The sequence below is a fragment of the Amycolatopsis sp. NPDC051128 genome (assembly GCF_040682715.1).
Classification (GTDB): Bacteria; Actinomycetota; Actinomycetes; order Mycobacteriales; family Pseudonocardiaceae; genus Amycolatopsis.
The window spans coordinates 138,288-160,218 of the sequence record NZ_JBFBBN010000009.1 but is presented as its reverse complement, the minus strand read 5'-3'; the positions used below and the strand labels follow the sequence as shown (position 1 = coordinate 160,218).

Annotated in this window: 25 protein-coding genes; 18 read left to right on the top strand and 7 right to left on the bottom strand. The window is 62.9% G+C overall.

What is annotated here, in order from left to right:
- Positions 1 to 225: 225 nt before the first annotated feature.
- From AB0M82_RS13145 to AB0M82_RS13120, 6 genes are all read left to right on the top strand, one after another.
- On the top strand, positions 226 to 471 hold the full coding sequence (locus tag AB0M82_RS13145) for a hypothetical protein (protein ID WP_364720868.1): 246 nt from the start codon (positions 226 to 228) through the stop codon (positions 469 to 471).
- Positions 471 to 890, top strand: coding sequence for a recombinase family protein (locus tag AB0M82_RS13140; protein ID WP_364720866.1), 420 nt, complete (start codon positions 471 to 473; stop codon positions 888 to 890). Before AB0M82_RS13145 ends, AB0M82_RS13140 begins: the two co-directional genes overlap by 1 nt.
- Positions 887 to 1,177 (top strand): zinc finger protein, encoded by a 291-nt coding sequence (locus tag AB0M82_RS13135; protein WP_364720863.1) that lies wholly within the window; start codon positions 887 to 889, stop codon positions 1,175 to 1,177. The genes AB0M82_RS13140 and AB0M82_RS13135 overlap by 4 nt, the downstream gene beginning before the upstream one ends.
- 159 nt (positions 1,178 to 1,336) lie before the next feature.
- On the top strand, positions 1,337 to 2,311 hold the full coding sequence (locus tag AB0M82_RS13130) for a Gfo/Idh/MocA family oxidoreductase (RefSeq protein ID WP_364720860.1): 975 nt from the start codon (positions 1,337 to 1,339) through the stop codon (positions 2,309 to 2,311).
- Entirely contained in the window at positions 2,308 to 3,567 is a 1,260-nt protein-coding gene (locus AB0M82_RS13125) for a DegT/DnrJ/EryC1/StrS family aminotransferase (protein ID WP_364720858.1), read from the top strand. Before AB0M82_RS13130 ends, AB0M82_RS13125 begins: the two co-directional genes overlap by 4 nt.
- 4 nt (positions 3,568 to 3,571) lie before the next feature.
- Positions 3,572 to 4,024 (top strand): NUDIX domain-containing protein, encoded by a 453-nt coding sequence (locus AB0M82_RS13120; protein WP_364720855.1) that lies wholly within the window; start codon positions 3,572 to 3,574, stop codon positions 4,022 to 4,024.
- 149 nt (positions 4,025 to 4,173) lie between these two features.
- Here the strand turns inward: AB0M82_RS13120 and AB0M82_RS13115 are convergent, their stop codons facing one another.
- The 6 genes from AB0M82_RS13115 to AB0M82_RS13090 all read right to left on the bottom strand — a co-directional run bounded on the left by AB0M82_RS13115 (position 4,174) and on the right by AB0M82_RS13090 (position 9,044).
- A complete protein-coding gene (locus AB0M82_RS13115) occupies positions 4,174 to 4,554 on the bottom strand; it encodes a hypothetical protein (RefSeq protein WP_364720853.1) in 381 nt (126 codons plus the stop codon).
- Between the two features lie 633 nt (positions 4,555 to 5,187).
- A complete protein-coding gene (locus tag AB0M82_RS13110) occupies positions 5,188 to 6,036 on the bottom strand; it encodes a hypothetical protein (RefSeq protein WP_364720851.1) in 849 nt (282 codons plus the stop codon).
- Between the two features lie 480 nt (positions 6,037 to 6,516).
- A complete protein-coding gene (locus AB0M82_RS13105) occupies positions 6,517 to 6,837 on the bottom strand; it encodes a hypothetical protein (RefSeq protein WP_364720848.1) in 321 nt (106 codons plus the stop codon).
- A 10-nt stretch (positions 6,838 to 6,847) separates the two neighbouring features.
- The gene (locus tag AB0M82_RS13100; protein ID WP_364720846.1) at positions 6,848 to 8,107 is read right to left on the bottom strand and encodes an EndoU domain-containing protein; all 1,260 of its coding nucleotides are present in this window, start codon (positions 8,105 to 8,107) and stop codon (positions 6,848 to 6,850) included.
- Positions 8,100 to 8,411, bottom strand: a complete 312-nt coding sequence (locus AB0M82_RS13095) for a hypothetical protein (RefSeq protein ID WP_364720844.1) — start codon at positions 8,409 to 8,411, stop codon at positions 8,100 to 8,102. The genes AB0M82_RS13100 and AB0M82_RS13095 overlap by 8 nt, the downstream gene beginning before the upstream one ends.
- Before the next feature lie 72 nt (positions 8,412 to 8,483).
- Positions 8,484 to 9,044 (bottom strand): hypothetical protein, encoded by a 561-nt coding sequence (locus AB0M82_RS13090; RefSeq protein ID WP_364720841.1) that lies wholly within the window; start codon positions 9,042 to 9,044, stop codon positions 8,484 to 8,486.
- An 862-nt stretch (positions 9,045 to 9,906) separates the two neighbouring features.
- Between AB0M82_RS13090 and AB0M82_RS13085 the strand changes: the two genes are divergently transcribed.
- From AB0M82_RS13085 to AB0M82_RS13030, 12 genes are all read left to right on the top strand, one after another.
- A complete protein-coding gene (locus AB0M82_RS13085; RefSeq protein WP_364720838.1) occupies positions 9,907 to 10,584 on the top strand; it encodes a hypothetical protein in 678 nt (225 codons plus the stop codon).
- A gap of 297 nt (positions 10,585 to 10,881) precedes the next feature.
- Positions 10,882 to 11,190, top strand: coding sequence for a hypothetical protein (locus AB0M82_RS13080; protein ID WP_364720836.1), 309 nt, complete (start codon positions 10,882 to 10,884; stop codon positions 11,188 to 11,190).
- A 240-nt stretch (positions 11,191 to 11,430) separates the two neighbouring features.
- Positions 11,431 to 11,670, top strand: a complete 240-nt coding sequence (locus tag AB0M82_RS13075; RefSeq protein ID WP_364720833.1) for a hypothetical protein — start codon at positions 11,431 to 11,433, stop codon at positions 11,668 to 11,670.
- On the top strand, positions 11,670 to 11,870 hold the full coding sequence (locus AB0M82_RS13070) for a hypothetical protein (RefSeq protein WP_364720831.1): 201 nt from the start codon (positions 11,670 to 11,672) through the stop codon (positions 11,868 to 11,870). The genes AB0M82_RS13075 and AB0M82_RS13070 overlap by 1 nt, the downstream gene beginning before the upstream one ends.
- A 674-nt stretch (positions 11,871 to 12,544) precedes the next feature.
- Positions 12,545 to 14,707: a type IV secretory system conjugative DNA transfer family protein gene (locus AB0M82_RS13065; RefSeq protein ID WP_364720829.1), complete on the top strand. Its 2,163-nt coding sequence runs from the start codon at positions 12,545 to 12,547 to the stop codon at positions 14,705 to 14,707.
- 127 nt (positions 14,708 to 14,834) lie between these two features.
- Positions 14,835 to 15,647 carry a replication-relaxation family protein gene (locus AB0M82_RS13060; RefSeq protein WP_364720827.1) on the top strand — a complete coding sequence of 271 codons (813 nt, stop codon included), beginning with the start codon at positions 14,835 to 14,837 and terminating at the stop codon, positions 15,645 to 15,647.
- Positions 15,644 to 16,747, top strand: a complete 1,104-nt coding sequence (locus tag AB0M82_RS13055) for a site-specific DNA-methyltransferase (RefSeq protein WP_364720825.1) — start codon at positions 15,644 to 15,646, stop codon at positions 16,745 to 16,747. The genes AB0M82_RS13060 and AB0M82_RS13055 overlap by 4 nt, the downstream gene beginning before the upstream one ends.
- Positions 16,719 to 17,324: an antirestriction protein ArdA gene (locus tag AB0M82_RS13050; RefSeq protein ID WP_364720823.1), complete on the top strand. Its 606-nt coding sequence runs from the start codon at positions 16,719 to 16,721 to the stop codon at positions 17,322 to 17,324. Before AB0M82_RS13055 ends, AB0M82_RS13050 begins: the two co-directional genes overlap by 29 nt.
- A 39-nt stretch (positions 17,325 to 17,363) precedes the next feature.
- Positions 17,364 to 18,161 carry an antirestriction protein ArdA gene (locus AB0M82_RS13045; RefSeq protein ID WP_364720820.1) on the top strand — a complete coding sequence of 266 codons (798 nt, stop codon included), beginning with the start codon at positions 17,364 to 17,366 and terminating at the stop codon, positions 18,159 to 18,161.
- A 98-nt stretch (positions 18,162 to 18,259) separates the two neighbouring features.
- Positions 18,260 to 18,601 (top strand): hypothetical protein, encoded by a 342-nt coding sequence (locus tag AB0M82_RS13040; protein WP_364720818.1) that lies wholly within the window; start codon positions 18,260 to 18,262, stop codon positions 18,599 to 18,601.
- A 165-nt stretch (positions 18,602 to 18,766) separates the two neighbouring features.
- On the top strand, positions 18,767 to 18,997 hold the full coding sequence (locus tag AB0M82_RS13035) for a helix-turn-helix domain-containing protein (protein ID WP_364720815.1): 231 nt from the start codon (positions 18,767 to 18,769) through the stop codon (positions 18,995 to 18,997).
- Positions 18,997 to 20,445 (top strand): site-specific integrase, encoded by a 1,449-nt coding sequence (locus AB0M82_RS13030; RefSeq protein WP_364720812.1) that lies wholly within the window; start codon positions 18,997 to 18,999, stop codon positions 20,443 to 20,445. The genes AB0M82_RS13035 and AB0M82_RS13030 overlap by 1 nt, the downstream gene beginning before the upstream one ends.
- 33 nt (positions 20,446 to 20,478) lie before the next feature.
- Here the strand turns inward: AB0M82_RS13030 and AB0M82_RS13025 are convergent, their stop codons facing one another.
- The gene (locus tag AB0M82_RS13025; RefSeq protein WP_364720810.1) at positions 20,479 to 21,366 is read right to left on the bottom strand and encodes a hypothetical protein; all 888 of its coding nucleotides are present in this window, start codon (positions 21,364 to 21,366) and stop codon (positions 20,479 to 20,481) included.
- Positions 21,367 to 21,931: the final 565 nt, after the last annotated feature.

The following is a 21,931-nucleotide window of genomic DNA, read 5'->3' as shown; positions in this document are numbered from 1 at the left end:
TACCGCAGGTCAGCCCCTGTGGTTGGGGTTCTTCTTCGCCAATTTTCCCGATCTCTTCCCTGGGATCCGGCTCGGCGGCCAACCAAGGTCAAAAGCGGCATCCGGCGCCGAGGTGGGCGCCATACCCCGCGGGCGCCACCGGCCGTTCTTCCCCCGACGGCTGGGCGAAGCCCTCGGCGTCGGATGCCGTCCAAGATCGACGACGAGACGGACGGAGCGGTCATCATGGCCGTACGAACGATCGACCTGCGCAATGGCCCACGAGTGTCCTGCGCCTGGCAGCGACGGCTGAACCGGCTGTCGGCGACGGTCAACGAGCGGATCCCCGAACCCGCGCAGCTCTACAGCCTGATCACCCTGACGTTCGTGTTGCACGAGCCGGACCCGGCGAGCGGCGACTGCGCCTGCTGCGAGGCGGTGTGGCCCTGCGAGATCGTTCGTCAGGCCTACCGGCTGCGCGAAGGCTTCTGATGGTGGCGGACGCTGTTTTCCCGCAGCTGCAGCGGTTCGTGCATCACCTCAGGGAGCGCGGGCTCGTCGCGTCGCCGGCCGGGAAGCCGCTGCTGGTCTACGGCTACGTCCGCTCGCCGGAACCGGAGCCCGCGTACGCCAACGCGTGCGCCCAGGTACTCGACTGGTGGGCGACAGCGGCGGGGTGGGAACTCGGCGCGGTGTTTCGCGACGTCGGCGTTGGCTCAAGCCAGCTGACGCGCCCCGGCTTCACTGGCCTTCTCGACGCTCTCCGCCTGCCGGACGCCGCCATGGCAATCGTGGTGGAGAAGCGTCACCTCTCCCGCAAGCCCGACGGCGTCAAGCGGCTCCGAGCAGCAATCCGGCAGACCGGTTCCAGTCTTCGCATCCTCGCCGACGAGCTCGAACCCCCGTCATGACGGTCCGCATCTACCTCGACCTCGACAAGCTTCACCTGGTTGCCCGCGGACAACGCCACCGCGCTCGGCTGGCTCGCGTTCCCAACCCCGGCGACCAAGTCACCATGCTCTGCGGCTTGGTCGAGGTCGTCGAGTACACGACCGAAGCCGAGAAGGCGGTCGCGACCTGCTGGACCTGCGACGTGCACTACCGGCGCGGTCTCGGCTTCCCGATTCCGCCGACCCATCCCGGCTTCTCGTCCGGCAGGCGCACTCCGCGCAAGCGGCGGTACACGAGCGAGTCCTGACCCGCCCAACAGGTGGCGTGCGTTTGAGAGCGCACCGCCTCTCGGAGTTCACCCTTCAAGGAAGGAGAGTTCTGTATGCAGGAGGTATTGCCTCCGGTCCAGCCGCTGGCCGGGCCCGTCCCGCCGCCGATTCGACCCGGGACCCGGCTCCGAGCTGGCGTGGTCGGACTCGGCAAGCAAGCGCTCGAGGACCACCTACCCGGGCTGCTTGCCGCCGACGACGCCGAGCTGGTCGCCGTCTGCGACGAGAACGCCGGCGTCGTGCGCGAGCAAGAATCCGAGCTGGCGGTCAACGGGTACATCGACGTCGAGGCCATGCTGACCGGTGAGCAGCTGGACTTCGTGGTGGTCTGCGTGCCGCACAGCGCCGGCCGCGCGGTCATCGAGGTGGCGGCCTCCCGCGGCGTGCACATCCTCAAGGAGAAGCCGTTCGCCACCTCGCTCGCCGAAGCCAAGGAGCTGGCGGCGCTCTGCGAGCGGTCGAGCGTCGAGCTCATGGTCACGCTGCAGCGGCGCTTCAACCCGATCTACACCAGCTTCACGCAGCTGGCCGACCAGATCGGCACGCCGATCGTGGTCGACGCGGCCTACACGCTGCACGTCGACGATCCGTCCGACGGCTGGCGCGGGAAGAACGCGGTGGCGGGCGGCGGCTGCATCATCGACATGGGCTACCACCTCGTCGATCTGCTGCTCTGGTACTTCGGCCTCCCCGACCGGATCCTCGCGGACACGTCGGCGAGCGCCCGGCCGGACCGCAGCTACGACGCCGAGGACACGGCGCTCATCCACTTCAGCTATGACAGCGGCCTGTACGGGTCGCTGCTGCTGTCGCGATTCATCGGGCCCAAGAGCGAGAAGATCCGGCTGGTCGGCAGCCGCGGCATCGTGCGGCTGGAGCGCGGGCGGATCCAGCGGATGACCAACGACGGCGAGATGATCGAGTCGCTGGCCCGGGAACAGGCCTGGCCCTCGGCCGCGACCTCGCAGATCAACCACTTCTGCCACGTCATCCGGGGTGATCGGCTGAACTTGAGCAGCCCGCGGGACAACATCGCGCACCTCGCGTTCATTGCCGCCTGCTACGAGTCCGCTCGGGCGGGGCGTCACGTCAACCCGAAGGAGCTCATGTGACGAGCAAGCTGGCCCTGCTCGGCGGCCCGCCGACGATCTCAGCGCCGGGTCCGCACTTCAACTGGCCGCCGCTCGACGACCGGACCGACCTGCGCGTCCTGGCGCAGCTGCAGCGGAGCATCTCGATCTACGACCGCTCCGGCGTCATAGCCGAGCTGGAGACGGCGCTCCAGGACTATTTCGGCGTCCGGCACGCCGTGCTGACCAGCTCGGGGACGGCCGCGCTGCACTCGGCGTACGCGGCGGCTGGCATCGGGCCCGGCGACGAGGTCATCGTGCCCGCCTACACGTTCCTCGCCACGGTGACGCCATTGCTTCACCTGGACGCCATCCCCGTACTGGCTGATTGCGACGAGACGGGCAACTTGTCGGTGAGCGACGTCGCCGCCAGAATTACGCCGAAGACGACGGCGCTCATGGCGACGCACCTCTGGGGCATCCCGGCCGACCTGACGGGACTGCGTGCCCTGGCCGACGAGCACAATCTGCTGCTGCTCGAGGACGGCTCCCACGCGCACGGCGCCGCGGTCGCCGGCCAGAAGGTCGGCAGCGTCGGGAACATCGCGGCCTTCTCCATGAACGGTCCGAAGCCGCTCTCGGCAGGCGAAGGCGGCTTCGTCCTGACCGACGACGACGAAACCTACTACCGGCTCCTGCTCTTCGGCCACTACAACAAGCGCTGCAAGACCGAAATCCCGCCGGACCATCCGCTGCACCGCTTCGCCGTCACTGGCCTGGGGCTCAAGTTCCGAATCCATCCGCTGGCCGCGGCGATCGCGCTGGTGCAGCTCCTCGATCTCGACGACTACCTCGTGGGACGCGCCGAGCTCGCCCAAGTGCTCGGCGACGAGCTCAGTGATGCGGAGGGCATTTCCGTACCGAAGCTCGCCGATGATGTCCGTTCCGCCTGGTACGGCTACCCGGTCATCTACGACCCCGACGGGCTCGACGGCCTGCCTGTCGAGCGCTTCTACGAGGCGCTCCACGCCGAAGGGCTGGTCGAAGTCGACCGGCCCGGCTCCACCTGCCCGATCAACCTGCTACCGCTCTTCCAGGATCCGCGGCCGCTGTTTCCGTGGCATCCGAACGCCAACCAGATCCGCTACGAACCGGGCCAGTTCCCGGTCGCCGAGCGGCTGCACGCCCGGACGCTCAAGATGCCGGTCTGGCACAGGCAGCAGGACATCGCACTCGCCCGTCAGTACGCCGCCGGCTTCCGTAAGGTTGTCGGCCTCCACCACGAACTTAAGGGATAGGGCATTGGTCGACTCCACATTCCTGACGCAGCTCGCCTCGGAAGCCACGGCGGCGGGCATCCAACAATTCGTCGTCGGCGCGGTAGTGCAGTCGCAGGATGAAGTTCTGCTGCTCCGCCGACCCGCCGATGACTTCATGGGCGGGCTCTGGGAACTGCCCAGTGGCAAGGTCGAACCGGGCGAAGCGCTCGACGCGGCGCTCGTCCGCGAGGTCAAGGAAGAAACCGGGCTCGACGTCTCGGTCATTGGGTACTACCTCGGCAGCTTCGACTACACCTCCGGCAGCGGCAAGGCGAGCAGGCAGTTCAACTTCGCCGTCGACGTTGCCGCAACGAAACCGGTCGTACTCCAGGAGCACGACGTCTACCAGTGGGCCAAGCTCGATGGCGAGCTGCCAGTGACGGATGCCGTCAAGACGGTCCTCAAGGCCTACGCCGAAACCCGCCAGGGCAACTAGCTGGCGGTTTCACGCAGCGAAGTAACAGACGTACCCATCTGGGCACTGCCGCGACGCTGACGGCGGTGCCCAGATGGGTACACCAGCGGTTGGATAGCAGGTACAGGGGAACCCTCAAGCCGGGCCAGGTCCTTCTTACGCCGCGGCTATCAGCCGAGACGCACCCGGTTGGCCTGCCAGCGGCTCAGCCGCAGCAGTCCGACCAAGCCCACCAGTGCGGCGCCGGCCGCCGTCAGCACAACCGATCCTGCGAGCAAGATGCCGCAGACCACGGCGCCGAGCACGACCAGGAGCAGCGCCGAACGCCAGATGTGCGCCGGATCGCCGAACAGGATCTGCCGCAGCAGCTCCCACACTGGATGCGGCGAGACGTGGTCACGCTGCAACCTCCGGCAAGGCGGCTCGAGCACCGTGCCAGGCGAGTTGGTCACGATGGCCGACTCGGCGGCCGCCTCGAAAAGTTCCTCAAGGCCGACGTAGTTCGGATCGTTGTCAAGTGTGATCCGATCGGGGGATCGTCGCTCTGGCATGTCGCCACCTAGCGGCGGTAACGTCGACATGTTCGTTGCCTCTCTCAATATTTGCGTGTTGGACGGGCGGTGCGAACACCGACGCGGCTCCCAGTTCCAGCTGGGGGCCGCGTCTGCATGTCTGGGTTACCCCAGGCGGTGCTGAGGTCATCTTGGCGGAAAACCACGTACCTACGGCCCGGTAACAACGCCATTCCGGCCCCCCAGTCGACGACCGGTATTTACGGCACGACGAGCGGTCGGCAAAGTGATTGTGCGTGACTAAGTGCTGGTCAGACACCGTTTAGCGTCATTCGATGTCACTCATTCGAGTGACATCACTACGCATATTTGGGAATCCTGGGACAGATACATGGCGCTCGCGACTCTTTCGAGTGAATGCGCTAGAGAGATCGAGAAGTGAGCACCTCCGGCGGCAATCAGGGGGTGCAGACGCCCGTGCAGGTGCAGTGGAGAGTGAGGCGTGCGAGTGCACGGTCTGCCACATGACGGGGCTTTTGCCTTGGAGCGCACCCAGGATGCGAGCTACCGGAGTTCGCGCTCGACGTCACGAGGATGACGTTCAGTAGACTCACAGAAGCGCCTGACCGCCTCAGGCCGCCGAGATGGCAGAGGCCCCAATCGGCACCCCGCCTAAACTACGTGCCAGATCTTCCAGACGATATAAGCAACAGCAGCGAGACCGATCCCACCACGAACGCGACGTTCTTCGAGCCGAGACAGACGCCTCTTTGCCCCGTCAGCCCCCTGGCGTTCGCCGCTCGTGCGAGCGGCCGCAGTCTCGGCCTCGAAGTCTTGCTGGCCGGCTGACATGAGCATCCCGCCGAATAGCCCGATAAGGATGACCACGTAGCCAGCGCCGGTGATCTGAACGATGAGCGTTGCTGCGTTCGCGGCAGACGTCTCCGGGTCCGCGTCGCTCTGCGCGATCAGCGTCGTCCAGGAATTCCTTAAGGACAGAATGAGACGGTCAAACCAGTCTGCATTGCCCGGGATCTTCTTCATACCACCGAACTGGCCGACTACGAAGTAGTAATAGCCAGATGCGACGCACCACGTCGTCAGACCCGCCCCTACCATAACCTTCAGGTCAGCCATTAGGGCCTTCCTGAACTGGTGATGCGGTCCGGCCCACGTTTTAAATACCGTCGCCGAGTAAGCACCTTCGGCTGCGACAGAGATCATACAAACTGACAGCAGCGCACCAAGAACGAAAGCTAGCCACTTCTGCCAACTCTCCATCGGAACGACCGTAGAACTGGCCAGCAGTCCGAGACCGAGAGCAGCCAAGGGGGCAAACGCATATAGAACCCAAAGTCGGCGCACGAAGAACAGGAAGTATGCCAGTAATCGTCGACGTCGAAGTTTTGCCTGCAGGTAGGCGCGATGAAGCCGATACGACTTTACTCCGAATGGGAAGAAATTCGCTCCGGTCTCGTCGTAAAAGTCCATGAACGAAGCCAGGTTGGCGCGCTCGTCCACTGACAGATGACTACTCCTTGCGACGAACTCGGTGCCACTCTGCGCGATCCAAACGACACTTCGAATCAACGAGTAAAGCCGCACTACCGTTACGGCAATAGCGACTATCAAGAGCGCCGTTGTGAGCCATCCAGGGAGCACTACGCCTCCATCTTGCATGACCGACACACCTATGTTGACAGCAGTGTCGCTTCACCGCGGCATGACGTTACGGCACAACGTGCTCGTAACCAGACCGATACCAAATATGACCGAGGAGGTCGGTCTCCCATCGAGGTACAGCAATCACCCATGAGAGTCACAAAGCCAGTGTTGACTAACATCGTATTTGCGAGTCACGCCAGCAAAAGGTCATCTCGGCAAAGTTGAAACAGAACTTGATGATCCGATTCGCGACTTGATCACCTTCAGCGAAGAGCACACCACCTGCGCGCGACATTATACAAGTACGCGCATCAGTTAAGGCAACGAGCGACGCATTTACTTTTTTCTGCCAACAGCTGTCAACTCACGTAAATAGGCTTCCGCTACCGGTAAGAACTCCGTTCGACCGACCTCGACCATATCTGACTCGTCGACCTGGTTTTCGAACCGGACTTTATCGCCCTTAATGGAAATCCAATAACCATCGCCACCTGTCCCAAAGTCTTGCCCGGCACGAAGGTGCTCTATAATTTCAGTCCAAGTCTTCGGGTATGTAAGGTCCTCCATAAGCTGAGTCATTGGCAGGTACTCCTCAGGAGCACCGATTCCAACCCCCTCGTCGACCTGCACGAACTGAACCTTATCAATTAGCTTCATTTTACCTCCTTCATTTACCATACTTCGGGTACGCTGTACCGACGTCGTCAAGGGTTGCCGACGAGAACGTTGCACCGCTCCCTTGCTTGAACAGACCTTCAACAGTAACTCCATTATACACACCCTGCCATTTATTCGGCAGGACCTCACCAAGCTTATTCAGCACCGGCTCGCGATGTTCAAAAGCTTGCAGGACCGCATCCTTAACCTCTGCCTTCGACCAGTTATCTGGGAAGAACGTACTTGTCTTCTTGGCAATTGATCCATCCTCCAGCGTTCCCTCGACTACAGCTTGGTAGACTCCATTCTTATCGGGCGGCAACGTCACCTCTTTCAATCGGAAGTCGCCAAGGTCTTCGCCGCCAGGCCTGAAGTGATAGCCGGATATCCTGTCAATGCGGACATGTCCGCGGAAGAGGTGCTCGTCAAGGTGCTCGGTGAGCTTTGCTACTTTCTCTAAACGTCCGAGTTTACCAAGGCCTTTGCTGCCCAAAAAGCTAGGAATCAGCCCGCCAGCCCACTTCGCAGGGTTATCGCGCTCGCCGTCGTAGTCGATGAACTGCTTGAAAGCAGCGTCCGGGTCGGCAGCAGCGAGCCTGACAAGCTCAGCGCTTCCCTCGGCCATACCCTTCCAATTAGCCGGATTTACGATGCCAAGCAGGTCTACCAGGCCTTCGCCAAAACCTTGGAAGAAGCTTCCGACGTTGTCCAGGAACGACGGATCCGTCGGCGCGTGAGCACAGGCATCGTGGAACTTGCGCGCCGTGTCGGATGCGACCTCGGAGAGCTGCCGCCGGGCTTCATGGAGCAGCTCTACAGCCTGCCGCTTCTCGGCACCACCAGGATCGTTCGGCAGGACAGTCGGCGGCCGATCCGGACTCATGAGCAGCGCCATGCCGGCCGAGGACCCAGCGAACAAGCTTGGACCCGCAGCATTGGTCTTTGCTTGTCCTGACTTCCACAGCACCACGGCCTCGACGGCCTGTGTCTGTGCCCACTCCAACGTCGATACGTAAGGCACGAGCGCATTGGCGCCGTCTCGGAAGGCGTCGGCCGCCTGGATCCAGTTCACCGGCTGCTGCTCAAACCGTTCGCGGAACTTGTCAGCCGCCTTACCCTTCCAGTTGCCATCATCGATCTTACGCAGCCCGTCACCGACCGCCTCGAATGCGTGGCTGTACGTCTGCATCGTGACGATCAGGCCGTGGATGTCGCGTGGCGTGCCTGACACGAGCATCTTCGGGTCGTCAGTGAAGCCGAGCTCAGTCATCGAGCTTCTCCTGGTTGATTTCGCTCAGCATGTCTATGACTCGCTGCTCGTTACCCGCGTACGCGCGGATCGTCTGCTGCAGCCGGCCGTCGATCTCCTTCAAGTCTGTCGTCAGGTGCTTCACACCGTGGTGCCACCGGCGAGCGAACTCCTCGACGGCACCGGCGACCCGATCATCGCCGAAGCTTCCAACCTCGTTCGCAAGTTCGCGAACCGGCTTCTCCTCGATCTCATCGACCAACCTCCGGATGCCCATGCACGCTTCGTAGAGAGCATCGAGATTGACTTCATATCCATCAGCCACAGTTAGCGACACCTACCATATGAGCGGCCTCTACTCCGTCGACATTACCTTGCAGATGCACGGCCTATAACGCTACGACCACCCGATCCCATAGCTTCGTCCAAGCTCAAGAGAGTGGAATTCTGCGTACGCTTCTCCGACGTTATTGATCGCGATCGACTCTGATTGCGGCTCCAGATCATTGACTGCCGCAGCCACAAGTCCGTCGATCCGCCAGACCTGCTTAGGGTAAGCCCCGACCGGGAACTTCACGCGTGCTCCGAAACTTGCACAGACGCCGCGTGGAGTAAGGACGTAGAACGGCTTCATCGTCTCCTGTGGCCCGGAATTCTCGACAGCAACCTGGTAGGTATGGCGTTCCCCCATCGCAAGCGGCTCAGGCAATCGCACGATGAACTCGGCGTGAGAGCGACTGATCCGCCGCTCATCGACGATCTCGCCGCCGTAGACCATCTGAGCCGCGATGCTGCGCGAAGGATCGGCGTCGGTCGTGCGCGAGCCGCTGAACGCTATGACGATCTCATCTAGCTCGTGGGCTACAGCGACAATCGTCCGCTCCTCTGTGAGCGTCGGGACGTCAAGGTCGAGGCGGAGTGTCGACTGCAACTTCTCGGTGTACCAGCTATCAGACATGGGCGGACGCGGTGGCAAGTCGTCAGGCGTCTCAGTGAGTAGGCGTGCCAGCAACTCGAAGGACCTATCGACCCGTCGCGCCGCGGTCCGCGGATCCCTATCAAGGATCATTGAGAGGTGCCGGATTCGCCGGTGAAGAAACCGAAACTCTTCCCGATCGAATCCTTCGTCGAGCGCTAGTGCTATGAGAGCCGCCTGCCGTAGCGGCGCCGGCAGCTGGCCGCATTCATGGGTTAGGCGCAAGATCAGCTTTTCACGCGTCTCGCCTGGCCCATCAGCGACGGAAATCCCGCACGCACGACGCAGACTCGGGCCGACGCGCTCGAGTACGTCATGCGACCTAACACCATGGCCCCGCCTGAGCTGTTTCAGCTCTTCCACAGTCTCCTCGACTGCCAACTTGCCGACCGCCCTTCACATCTGCCTGTTCGTCAAGGAAACTCTCACTCCAGTCAGAAACCGTCGTTCATATGACGCGCCGCCACGCGCGCCACAGATGCAGGACAGCGCAAACCTACGTGATTGATCAGCCCCCGCCTAGCTGACAAAAACATGACAACTAGTTGCTCAGATCAACATCGCTGCTGCCTGCAGAAACGAGCTGCCTGTGGACGCCAGACGACGCCGAGCTGTAAAGGCAACCTCCGAGTTGCTCACTTCTCAACTCGCCAGTAACCCGGCGTACGTACGTCGGTGGCGACGCGCGGGCAAGCGGTTTCGTGGTGATCAAATCTCCCCAGCGGCAGCTGCGCAGGTCGTTGCCGAGTACCTCTGGGACGTCGGGGAGTACTCCGACGAAGCGGAACCTGATCTTCCACGCAAGCTCCGCGATAGGATGAGGCGAGCCTTGATAGGCTCATACATGACCGGCGAGACCCTGACCTGGGTCATTGGAGCCTTTGAGATGACCGACGAGGACGCTCAGAGGCTGTGGGCAGCCTTCGCTGGAGATGCGGTCGGCCCGCAGGACGGTATCCGGGACACTGTGACGCTACCTCGACCTCTCGGCAAGCGGCAGTGGCACCGCACCCGCACCCTCTTCGAGAAGTATCATTTCGCCGGTGACGGATCGTACGAGCGTCGTCACACACTGCAAGTGATTGAAGCGATCGAAGATGGGGTCGATAGCTACCTCTTCAACCATGAGCCATACGCCGACAGAATCTCGGTCGCCTACGGTGGCGCAGTTGGACAACATTATGAGTACGGAGGCGGCCTCGTCAGCGACGAGATCATGCTCGGCCGCACTCTTCAGATCGGGCAGCGAATACCGATTGAATATGAGACGCACTTCGCTCACGGCGCCCATTACCCGTCTGAAGTTCGCCGAGCAGTGCGCGCACGTGTTGAGAACTTGGACTTTGCAATACATTTCGCGCCTGAGCGCCGACCGAACGTGGTGAGCTTTTGCGCGTGGCCGGACCACTACGACGGCGAGCCGGTGCTGACCGAGCAACTGACCGTCAACGACGACGGCTCTGCGCACCGCTTCGTATCTTTTGCCGAGCAGACCGTGCTGGGCTTCAAGTGGGCTTGGTGAGCTAGCCCGTTACACGTCGATGGCGCACGTCTTGAGTGCGCCATAAGTGCGCCATCCGCCTGATTGAGTCCTTCCTGTCCACGAAGTACGGAACAGGGAGGAGGTCGGCGATGGAGTCGTACATCGTCAAGCTGGTGCTCCAGCTGCTGGGGCTCGCCTGATATCGGGTAGCTCCTAGCAACTTCACGTTGCGTCGCCACCGCCCAACTCAACTGGGCGGTGGCGACGTGACCAGGCTACCTGCTGTTGATGATGACCACCTCGCCGATGCGCCTTCCTCCTTATTGGAGGTGAACAGTGAACAGTCCCATCAGCCGACGTACGGCCGCTCCTACCTGGTCAGCGGAACAACACCGCGTCTCCGCCCGCCTCGTGCGAGCAACTCACAACGAGATCGACCAGACGCAGGCGGCAGCACTCGTCCAATCGACCCGAACTCAAGCTGTCGGCTATGTCGCCGCGTCTGCCCTCCGGGCCGTCGAGGACCTGACGAACATGGAGGAACTGGCACTCCAACGCAGCCCCCTCGGCGAGGCCCGCTACCGGGCCATCGTCGACACTGCGGCGGGCGTGATGGCACACATCGTCGCCGAGACAGGACGCTGACATGGGAGTCCTCGTGATCCTCCTGCTCGTCACAGTCGCGCTCGCAGTTATTGCCTGGCTGTGTTACCGCGCTGGCAGGGTCGATGAAGCCGATCAGTTCGCTAGCGAACGTCAGCAGCTCGACGCTGAGTGGCGAGCACTCGAGGGCGCTCGCCGAGTTCACGACGTCTTCTATCGGGCTCGACAGGCCCTGCGCGACGCCAGTGAACAGAACGAACGTCGCCCAGGCCGGTGGTCGTGATGCTGGCGTTCTTCGCGGCCGTAGCCTTGGTCGGCCTGTCCGCGGCATTCACCGCCGGCCTCGTCTTCGGCATGGCGCTGCGCTCGCGCAAGCTGTACTCGGACATCGCCCGAACTAGGGACAAGGCCGCGGCGGCGGAGCATGGGATCCGGCTTGTCGTCTGGCAGTCCGGCAAGAGCCGTCAGCAGATCATGCACGACTACCGGTTCCACGGGAATGAGTTGGAGGAGGCGTCCTAGTGCGCTGGCTTCAACGTGACGGCGATGCATCCCGGCCGCCGCTGGCCGGTCGTCTGATCGGCTTGGCGGTCGGGATGTTCGTACTCTCTGGTGCCGTGTACGTGGCGGCGGGCGTTGTGAAAGTGCTTATCCCCCTCGTGGTGCCGCTTGTCGTGCTTATCGGCATCTACATGATAATGCGCGGCAAGCACCATAAGTAGTTTCTAAGAATTATTTCAATTTCTTGTGCTATTTATCTGACGGGATACCCATGCCCAGACGACGCCGGAAGCAACTGGTGCTTGTCGATGAGGACTACGAACGGTACTGCCGCGAAGAAGGCTACCGGCGGCTTGAAGTGGCACTGCATCGACAGTGGAGCAGCCGACATTCCGATGCTCCATTAACAGAGGTCATGGCCTCCCGATCGGTGTTGTATAAATTCGGAAATAGCTAGACAATGTAGAGCGTCAGTCGTCATAGTAAGAAGCGAGCCGCGCTGGCGCCACGAACAGCATCCCAAGTCGGATCAGGACTACGAGATACGAAGCGTTCGAGCACCACACGCGGCCCGCTATGTGAAACGACACCCTCGAAATTCAGCGAGGATGCCTAATTAGTCATTACACACCGCATGCAGATACAAGTCAAGGCGTGCAGTATTTAAGGATGTGTTAATGATTCGCATCCTCCTGCCTTCGAGCTGTCTCGAAAGGAGGAGATACCACTATGTCCGAGCCATCGGATCGACCTGTGAAAATTACAGCAGCCGTGCGCCAGCATCCGGCTATTCGCAAACTGGCCAGGGCCTGCATCGAGCTGGCTCGGCAGCTGCGCCTTGACTCGCCACAACACCAATCAGCGGACGCCTCACCAGCACCGCGGGAGCAGGCCGATGCCTGAGTTCCGCTGGTTTGAAGCGGCCTTGCCACCGACGACGTCGCACGCCGACGCCACGGCTGTGGTGCGGGCGCTTGCCGATCGACCGCACCAGGGGCTGCGCCGGCTGCAGCCGATGGTCGTCTTCGAGCTGTGGCTGCGCCCAGACGGTGTCCACTGGCTGGTCGGCGCTGAACCGCCGATGGACCGAGGGCTCCCCGGGCTGCTCGAAGCCCAACTGCCAGGCCTGGTCCTCACAGCGACGAAGCAGCCGGATCGTCCCCGTCCGACGACTGCCCGCGAAGTGCGGTTTTCCAGCCTTGCCTATCCCATCCGCCTCGACACGGCGACGGCCGTGACGGCAGCGTTCCTGGCCGCCCGTCGCGAACTCCAGCGCGGCGAAGCCGTCTGCATCCAGTTCGTCGTCGGCCCGAGTCACTACTTCAACCAGGTCCCCGTGCCGTATACGCCGCTGGATGCCCTGGGGATCACGACACCACGCACACCTGATAGCACCGCGCGATCGGCCTTCCGCCAGAAGCAAAGCGAACCGCTGCTTGGCGTCCGCGGACGAATCGGCGCCGTTGCTCGGGAACCCCGATGGGCTGGCGGCTTGCTCCGCCCGGTCGCGTCGGCCTTATCACTCGCCAGCGGCGCCCACGCTCGCCTGACCGCGTCGCAGCAGTCGTCCTCGACAGCGACGCAGCTCTTCCAAATCATGGGCAGACGGCGGACCTGGTCCGGCATCCTCAACGCGTCCGAACTGGCCGCGCTCATCGGTTGGTGCATCGACGGCCTGGACGACCCCGCGCTGCCTGGCAACTTCGCGCCACCGCCCGCGTCGCTGCTTGCCTTGAAGACGACACGGGCTGGCCGGCTTCTCGGCGCCAGCCAGCACTCATCTACCTACGACGTCACTGTCCGGTTGCCCTGGTCAGGCTATGCGGCACACCTGCACGTGGTCGGCCCATCCGGTGTCGGCAAGTCGACATTGCTCGCTAACTGGGCGCTCGCCGAAGCAGACGTCGGCCGATCAGTCCTGGTCATCGAGCCGAAAGGCGATCTCGTCGCCGATGTCCTGGCCCGCATCCCCGCTTCGAGGCGCGACGACGTCGTGGTGATCGACCCGGGTACGAACGGCCCCGTCGTCGGTATCAACCCGCTGCAAGGCTCCCGGCAGGATGCCGAGCGCCGCGCCGAGTCGCTGCTGCAGTTGTTCCGCGAGCTCTTCGGCACGGCCATCGGGCCGCGGTCGGCCGACGTCTTGCTCCACGGCCTCATCGCCATCTGTCGCCTGGAGGATGGCACATTGCCGGACGTACCGGCCTTCCTCACCAATCCTCGCTTCCGCCTACGGGTACTTGCCAAGGTCACTGACCCGCTCACGCTCGCGCCTTGGGCAGCGTGGTTCGACGGCATCAGCGAGGCGGAACGCGCCCAGGTCGTCGCGCCAGTCCTCAACAAGTTGAGAGCGGTGGTCTCTCGCCCGAGCGTGCGGCAGCTGTTGGCCCAACCTAAGCCGCGCTTTCAACTCGACGATCTGTTCAGCTCGCCAAAGGTCGTGCTGATCAATCTGAACGCAGGCAGCATCGGCAAGCAGACGAGCGAGCTCATCGGCAGCCTGGTGTTCTCGCAGCTCTGGGAGGCGATCCAACGCCAAACCACCAAGCCGGCGGACGGGCGCCGCGAGGTCGCTGTGATCGTCGACGAGTGGCAGCAGTTCACGGCTGGAGTTGACTTCGCCGACGTCTTGACGCGGGCTCGCGGCGCCAAGACGTCGTTTACCGTGGCGCACCAGCACCTCGCCCAGCTGAGCACCGACCTCAAGGCCGCAGTCCTGGCGAATGCCCGCTCGCGCGTGGTGTTCCGACCGGCCCAAGGCGACGCTGCCGCCCTGGTCCAAGTCCTCAGCGACTCGGTAGTCGCTGCCGACCTTGAGCAGCTGGCCGCCTTCCATGCTGCCGCCCGTGTACTGGTCGACGGCGCCCCGAGCGCCGCGTTCGAAGTCGCCACGCCGCCGTTGCCACCTCCTCAGGCCAACCCAGCCGAAGTGGCCCTGGCCAGCGCTCGGCGCTACGGCGTAGCAGCTGACGAGCTCGACGCGGCTGTCTTCGCCCGCTGGGACGGTCGAAGCGACTCGGCAGACGGCCCGATCGGGGCGCGGAGGAAGCGCCCATGAACGACGGCTTTTCTACTCGCACCGGCCCTACCGCTCGCCCTACCGATCGCCTCAGATCAACACGCCGCTTACCAGGGGAAAGGTCGAGTTGGCGACATCGACACTTGGCCGTTCACGGAGGTTTCCAATGAACCGGCCAGGCCACGCGGGGCGGCTGGCTGCCCGGCTCGGCGAACGCGACGCAGCGATCCTTCTCAGTCTCCGTGAATTCAGGCTCATGTCCGGAGAACAGCTTCGCCGGCTGCACTTCGGTGGTGGTCAGTTCACGACCCAGGCGCGTAAGGCCCGCGCCGCTTTGAACCGCTTGGCCGGACGTCGGCTCGTCGTCCGACTAGCTCGGCAGGTCGGCGGGGTGCACGCCGGCTCCGATGGGTTCGTCTACGGCCTCAGCGGCTGGGGCCAAGCCGTGCTCGATGTCCTCACCGGTACGACCACCAAGCATCGCCGGGTCATCGAGACCAAGCCAGCCTTCCAAGATCACACCCTTGCGATCGGCGAGTTGGCGATCGAGCTGTACGAGCGTGCTCGCGTCGGCCGGGGACATGTCGACGAGTTGCGGGCCGAACCCGCCAGCTGGCGACGCTTCGCCGGCCTCGGCGGCGACCGCCGCATCTTGAAGCCAGACGTCTTCGTCCGCGTCACTGTCGGCGACTACGAGCTGAGCCACTTCGTCGAGATGGACATGGCCACCGAAAGCCGCTCGACGATCGCGCGCCAGTGCCGGGTCTACGTCGACTACTACCGCAGCGGCCAGGAACAGCGCGACCACGACGTCTTTCCGCAGGTCTGGTGGCTGGTGCCAGATCGACGCCGCCTGGACACGATCAAGGAAGTGGTCCGGCGTCTCCCGGGCGACGCACAAGCACTGTTCATCATTGCCCTCACCAGCAGCGCGGCCGACCAGCTGATGCAGCTCCCGCCGACGGGAGGTGTCGTATGAGGGCGGCGGGCAGCGCACTCCCGCTGGGGCGCGTCCTCGTCGGTGACGCCCTGGCGCGGCTGGCCGAGCTACCGGACGAGTCGGTGGACTGCATCGTCACGAGCCCGCCGTACTTCGCCATGCGCGACTACGGCGAGGTAGCCCAGCTCGGCGCCGAAGGCACCGTCGACGACTGGGCGAATGCCGTCGCGGCCGTGTGCGACGAGTTGGCCCGGGTGCTGACGTCGACCGGCAGCTTGTGGCTCAATCTCGGTGACGGCTACAGCCGCGCACCTCGGGAAGGGGCCAGTAAGAAGAGCTTGCTGCTCGGGCCGCCACGCGTTGCGCTGCGGCTGACACGCTCTGGCTGGCTGCTGCGGAACCAGATCGTCTGGGCCAAGACCAACCCAATGCCGCAAAGCGTCGGCGACCGGCTGACCAACACCCACGAGTTCGTCTACCTCTTCACACGCAGGCCGACGTACTTCTTCGACCTGGACGCCATTCGCGAACCAGCCGACCCCACAACTGCGACGCGTGGGCGCGACGCCTCGTCGCTGCCGCGATACGCCGTGCCCAGCCTGGGAGCAGGGACGACGCCCCGCATCGACCTGAACCGCGGCCTGGCTGAACTGCGTGCGGCCGGGATCAACAGCCACCCGCTCGGCAAGAACCCCGGCGATGTCTGGCGCATCGCCTCGGCCAGCTTCCGCGGGGCGCACTTCGCGACGTTCCCGTTGGAGCTCCTCCGTCGCCCGATCTTGTCCACATGTCCAGCCAAAGTGTGCACAGCCTGTGGACAACCGTGGCGCCGAGCCGCCCGGGTGATCGACGGTCGGCGGCTTGCGACCGGCCCCCTCAGAGCTGTCTGTGACTGCCACGCGCCCCCTCGTCGGGGCATCGTGCTCGACCCTTTCCTCGGCTCCGGCACGACCGCCATCGCCGCCGAGACGTACGAGCGGGACTGGATCGGCATCGAGCTCAACCCCGACTACGCCCGCATGGCTGAGAAGCGACTCGCTGAGTGGCGGGCACGGGCAGGGCCGGAGCAAGAGCAGACCAAACAGCCCAGCAACGAAAGGAGGAACCACTATGGCGATGGAACAACAGCCGGGCGGTAGCGACGAGCGTAAGCCTTCTCCGTCCGGGGACGATGCAACCGAACGACTTCGTCGCTACGTGCCCCACCTCTACGCTGCCGACCTCGCCAGTCTGGAGCGCGGCATTCGGCACGGACTATGGATCGACGCAGACCAGGATCCCGATGATCTGGACGCTGACATCGCGGCCATGCTGGACAGTTCCCCGACCGTTGGCGCTGATGCGTGGGCGATCCACGACACGCAGGACTTCGCTGGCATGGCGCTGTCCGGACAGCAAGACACCGCGCTCATCTCGTGCCTCGCCCGCGGGGTCGTGCACCACGGCGAAGCCTTCGCGGCCTATGTCGACTGGCGTGGCACCGAGGCGCAGCAGCTCAACCAGTTCAGCGACCACTACCTCGGCACCTACGCGAATCTCGACGCTTGGGGACGCGCTGCGTTGAACGAGCTGCAGTGGCCAGAGCAAATCAGGCAGCGCCTCGATCCTGAGATGACCCCCTACGTCCGTCTCGACTACGGCGCATGGGCCAAGGATGCCAGCCGTGATGTCTACGTCGCCCATGGCAGCGAGGGCATCCACGTCTTCCGGCCGTAGGCGCACCACACCCACGTACATAACTTGAAAGGAGGAACCATGGAACGACAACCCCAGACACCACAGGAAGGAGGTGAACGCCCCGCCGTCAACAGCTACGGGACCGACGACCTTGCCCTTCAGGACAACATCGAGCAGGCCCGCGCCGCAGCCAGCGAGCAGCGGCGACGGAACCGCGCGCAGCTCGAGGAACTCGTCGAGGCTGGCCTGTCGCCGGACGACGCCGAAGCCGTCATCGAGTACGAACAGGCGCATCCTGATCTCAGCTCTGGCGAACAGCCGGTCGAAGGGCCCGAGCTGCTACCCGACCAGCCGCCCCGCATCTACGTCGCCGACGTGGCCGCGCACGAGGCCGGCCGGGTCCATGGCCGCTGGCTCGATGCCACCGACCCACTGCCCGAGCTGCAAGAGCAGATCGTGGCGCTGCTCATGGCCTCGCCGGTTCCGAACGCCGACCGGTTCGCCATCGACGCCCACACCGGCTTCGATACCGACAAGATCCAGAAGGACACACCGCTCGCCATCATCGCGAAGGTCGCTCACAACGTCTATCGCTACGGTCCGGCTTACAGCGCCTACCTCACGTTGATCGACATTCGGGACGAAGACGCACTCGAGCGCTTCGATGACCTGTACGTCGGCACGTTCGACTCGCCAGAAGCGTGGGCGCGCGCTTTCGGCGACGACATGCAGTGGAATCTGCACCTTGACCGCGTCGTGGACAAGGGACTGCGGCGGTTCGTCCGCATCGATTATGAGAAGTTCGTCCGCGAGGCCCGCCAGCACTGGGACATCGTCGAGGGCGCCGACGGCAAGACGCACATCTTCATGCGCTGAGCCGCGCGCTTCCTGCCGCTCCTCGGTGGCCTGCGGCTGCCCACCACTGCCCGTATTCGCGGGCATGGGCGGTCGCACCACACCGAGGAGGTGATCAGGTGACTGATCCGACCAACGGCACCAAGACACTCGGCGTCAAGCTGCCGCCGGGCCTGCACGCCCAGTTTTCGCTGGTCGCGCAGCTCGACGACATCAGCCTGAACGTCGCCGTGCTTCGTGCCGTCGAGCAGTACGTGGCCAACAAGCAGTCCGAACCCGACTTCGCCAAGCGGGCCGCCGAGGCCCTGGCGGAGATCGAGAAGGAAGCCGCCGCGCGCAAGGCGGCGATCGAAGGACTGTTCGGTGAGAAGGGGCCGCAGCCGGATGCCAAGGCGGCGCCGGCCGCAGACCCGCCCGCCAAGGCCGCCACTCGGAGCCGCCGCACTCCCGAATCGGAGTAGCGGCGTCAGGGTCACAGGTAGCGCACTTCCCCGCGTTACCTGTGACCTCTTACAACCAACAACGGGAGACGTAACGATGCTCAAAACTAACCCTTATCGCGGGCCACCGAATAGCTTGCTCTTAGCACAAGACAGGAAATGAGGTATAACAAGAAGAGAGGCTTTATGAAAAAAGAAATCACACCAGGACCATCATTCAATGAACCAGCCAACGGACCGCCGATCCTGCTGACCGTCGACGAAGCTTGCCGTCGGCTTCGGGTCAGTCGCTGGACGTTCTACCGGCTTGTTCAGCGGGGCAAGCTCAAGACCATCCACATCGGCCGCCGCCATCTCATTCCTAGCGCAACCATCGACGAACTCGTCGACCGACTTCGCTCGGAGGCGGTTGGCTGATGGCTGGCCGCAATGCCAACGGGGAAGGGACCATTTACCGGCGCAAGGACGGCCGGTACGAGGCTGCGCTGTACGTCACGACGGCGAGCGGGATCCGGAAGCGAATCCGCCTTTACGGGAAGACTCGCGCCGACGTCCACGCCAAGCTCGTGAACTCAAGGGCGCAGGAGCAACGCGGCGTCCCGGTTCCCGACAAAACGTGGCGGCTTGGAGACTTCCTCGACTACTGGCTTGAAAACATCATCAAGCCAAACCGCCGACCTGCGACATACGATCGCTACGAAGCAGCCGTACGTCTCTACCTCAAGCCTGGGCTCGGTCAGCGGCAGATCGCTCGGCTGTCCGTACAAGCGGTACAGACGTTCCTCAATCAGCAGCTCGCCGCAGGCAAGTCCGTACGCAGCGTCCAGATCCTACGAGAGACCTTGCGCTCCGCTCTCAGTCGCGCCCGCCGCGAAGAGCTCGTCTACCGGAACGTCGCTCAGCTCGTCGAGTTGCCGAAGTGGGAGCAGAAAGACGTTCGACCATGGACGATGGCCGAGGCCAAGGCGTTCCTCGCTGCCGCCCAAGCCGACACGCTGTACCCAGCTTTTGTCCTCCTCGTCTTGTACGGGCTGCGACGCGGCGAAGTGCTCGGGCTCCGGTGGTGCGACGTCGACTTCGCCGCTTCGGTGATCCGGATCCGGCAGCAGGTCCAACGTGTCACGACAGGGCTGCATATCGGTCCGGTCAAGACGGCGGCCGGCCGCCGCGACCTGCCGATGCTCGGCGCCGTGCGCCGACTCCTAGAATCACTCCGAGATCGACAAGCAGCTGATCTGGATTCCACTGGCACGGTCCTAGCCAGCCGTAACGGCACCCCGATCGAGCCGCGCAACCTCGTGCGGTCGTTCCAGCAGATCTGCCACGATCATGGCATCCGACTCATCACCATCCACCAGATCCGCCACACCACGGCGACCCTCCTGAAGGATCTACGCGTGCCGGTTCGAGACGTCCAGCTCATCCTCGGACACTCGGACATCTCGATCACACAGCAGATCTACCAGCACGACACGCCGGTCAGTCGACGAGCGTCGCTCTCACAAGTCGAAGCTGCCTTATTCGGCGAGGAAAGCGAGCAAAACAAAGACGGCAACGCTCGGGAGCGTTGCCGTCAACTTGTCGCACGTTGCCGTCAAACCTTAAATTTCAAGCTCGACATAGAAGTTGTCTTATCTGTTATATTTGGTACACCCGGTTGGATTCGAACCAACGACACCTGGTTCCGAAGTTGCACAGAGTCCAGGTTATCCAACCGTCTCGCAGTGGTAAGTTCGGCCGTCGACAGCCACAGAAGACGGTGGTTAATTGGATGCGCTGCCGTCTACCACAGCCGTCAGGTCAATATCGAATCAGCGGGAGTTTCATCAGATATTATGGACACAGGTGGCCCATATGTCAATTAGCACCACGATAAATTTATATCCAGCAGCAGTCGCCTAGCTGACGCTAACCGTCACTTCAATGGACCCTTGGTTGTCCGCGTAGCAGTGCGGGTTCGGGAACGTAGCAGGGAGCTTGTCGGCATAAGGACACTTGTCAGGAGGGATCTCATTCACCATGAGCCTAAGGGCGCCAGACTCTTCCGCCACAAATTCAAACTTCGGCCCGATTGGTCGCCACTTCTTCTCGTTTCCCACCTTGCCCAAAAGGAGGCAAATATTCTGACCGGGAACCTCGAAGGTTTCAGAGTCGCCTGCGTGTTCCGCGCCTTCAATCCCCGTAAAAGGTGTCTCCTGCTGCGCGCAGGCCCACTTCTCACTTGGATTGTTCTGCGTAACGTGTACGGTTTGCCCCTTTTCGATACTGATTCCTGGCACTGGAGGCGGCGAGTACACATCGGAATAAACTCGGAAGACGACAGAAGGGCCGGAACCACTCGACGGCGTAGACACGCTGGCCGGCGAAGCTGGCGCGCTCGGCGGGGTAGAAGACGAGGCGGTCGACTGACCTGCGTTGCGGTTCTTCAAATCAGCGATGCTGCTACCGACCACTCCACCCAGCACACCAGTGGCAAGTAGTAGGACCGATGCGATAACGATCGTATACCACCGCAGCGCCACCCGACGTCCTCCACGTTCGCGGACTACGACAACGACGAGGACTGCGAGCCCGCCAGCGCCCACTATAGCTAAGGATATCGCCAATAGTTGCCAACCACTATTGGCGTGCTGCGCGAAGTATTGCGCAATCCCCGAAGCCACGCCGACCACTGCGAGAAGCGGTGCCGCATACCGGCGGAAAAGCTTCTTCTCGGAGCCGGTCAGCCGCCACCAGCGCTGTCGACTTCGATCGTCAGTTTCTTGGTCTTCCGGCGAGCTATTCATTGGCGTCCTTCAGAAAGGTGATCAACCATCATTCGATCCAGCGTTAGCGCTCCAGGCTCCGCCGAGTCAATCTAATCCGGCGCTCTTTTAGGAGCTGGCCAGCAGCTTTTTGAGTGCCACGGAAAGGCCGACACCTTTCGCGTCAAATTTCAAGCGCCGTCGGTCAGGAATATTACTGTTGCTTATCAGTACGGGTCCGTCCGCATGACTGGCGTGACCTGGTTCAAAGTCAAACAGCTGAGCATTCCCTTCGGCCATTGGGTAAACAGTCGGCTCCTCGGGAATCTCCTGATAATTGATATCCTCTAAGATACCTTCGTAACTCTCGTGGCGAACGAACAGCTCCCCGTCTACCCCTAGGCAATACAAAACCCTAGTTACGATTGTGTTCTCGATTCGACCGCGGGTCACCTTCTTATAGAGGCGTTGATCCAGAACCCAGTAGTCTGGACACACTCTTGAGGAGACGGGGACCGTATACCGCTCGATCCGCTTCGAAAGACCGAACAAGCCACCCCGAACCTCGCGAGTGCGCGACTCCTGCCGAACGTTAGTTCCCGAATGT

Coding starts and splice junctions, on each gene's coding strand:
- AB0M82_RS13145 (WP_364720868.1), top strand. CDS start 226: ATGGCCGTACGAACGATCGACCTGCGCAATGGCCCACGAGTGTCCTGC.
- AB0M82_RS13140 (WP_364720866.1), top strand. CDS start 471: ATGGTGGCGGACGCTGTTTTCCCGCAGCTGCAGCGGTTCGTGCATCAC.
- AB0M82_RS13135 (WP_364720863.1), top strand. CDS start 887: ATGACGGTCCGCATCTACCTCGACCTCGACAAGCTTCACCTGGTTGCC.
- AB0M82_RS13115 (WP_364720853.1), bottom strand. CDS start 4,554: ATGCCAGAGCGACGATCCCCCGATCGGATCACACTTGACAACGATCCG.
- AB0M82_RS13105 (WP_364720848.1), bottom strand. CDS start 6,837: ATGAAGCTAATTGATAAGGTTCAGTTCGTGCAGGTCGACGAGGGGGTT.
- AB0M82_RS13100 (WP_364720846.1), bottom strand. CDS start 8,107: ATGACTGAGCTCGGCTTCACTGACGACCCGAAGATGCTCGTGTCAGGC.
- AB0M82_RS13090 (WP_364720841.1), bottom strand. CDS start 9,044: ATGTCTGATAGCTGGTACACCGAGAAGTTGCAGTCGACACTCCGCCTC.
- AB0M82_RS13085 (WP_364720838.1), top strand. CDS start 9,907: ATGACCGGCGAGACCCTGACCTGGGTCATTGGAGCCTTTGAGATGACC.
- AB0M82_RS13075 (WP_364720833.1), top strand. CDS start 11,431: ATGCTGGCGTTCTTCGCGGCCGTAGCCTTGGTCGGCCTGTCCGCGGCA.
- AB0M82_RS13065 (WP_364720829.1), top strand. CDS start 12,545: ATGCCTGAGTTCCGCTGGTTTGAAGCGGCCTTGCCACCGACGACGTCG.
- AB0M82_RS13060 (WP_364720827.1), top strand. CDS start 14,835: ATGAACCGGCCAGGCCACGCGGGGCGGCTGGCTGCCCGGCTCGGCGAA.
- AB0M82_RS13055 (WP_364720825.1), top strand. CDS start 15,644: ATGAGGGCGGCGGGCAGCGCACTCCCGCTGGGGCGCGTCCTCGTCGGT.
- AB0M82_RS13050 (WP_364720823.1), top strand. CDS start 16,719: ATGGCGATGGAACAACAGCCGGGCGGTAGCGACGAGCGTAAGCCTTCT.
- AB0M82_RS13045 (WP_364720820.1), top strand. CDS start 17,364: ATGGAACGACAACCCCAGACACCACAGGAAGGAGGTGAACGCCCCGCC.
- AB0M82_RS13035 (WP_364720815.1), top strand. CDS start 18,767: ATGAAAAAAGAAATCACACCAGGACCATCATTCAATGAACCAGCCAAC.
- AB0M82_RS13030 (WP_364720812.1), top strand. CDS start 18,997: ATGGCTGGCCGCAATGCCAACGGGGAAGGGACCATTTACCGGCGCAAG.
- AB0M82_RS13025 (WP_364720810.1), bottom strand. CDS start 21,366: ATGAATAGCTCGCCGGAAGACCAAGAAACTGACGATCGAAGTCGACAG.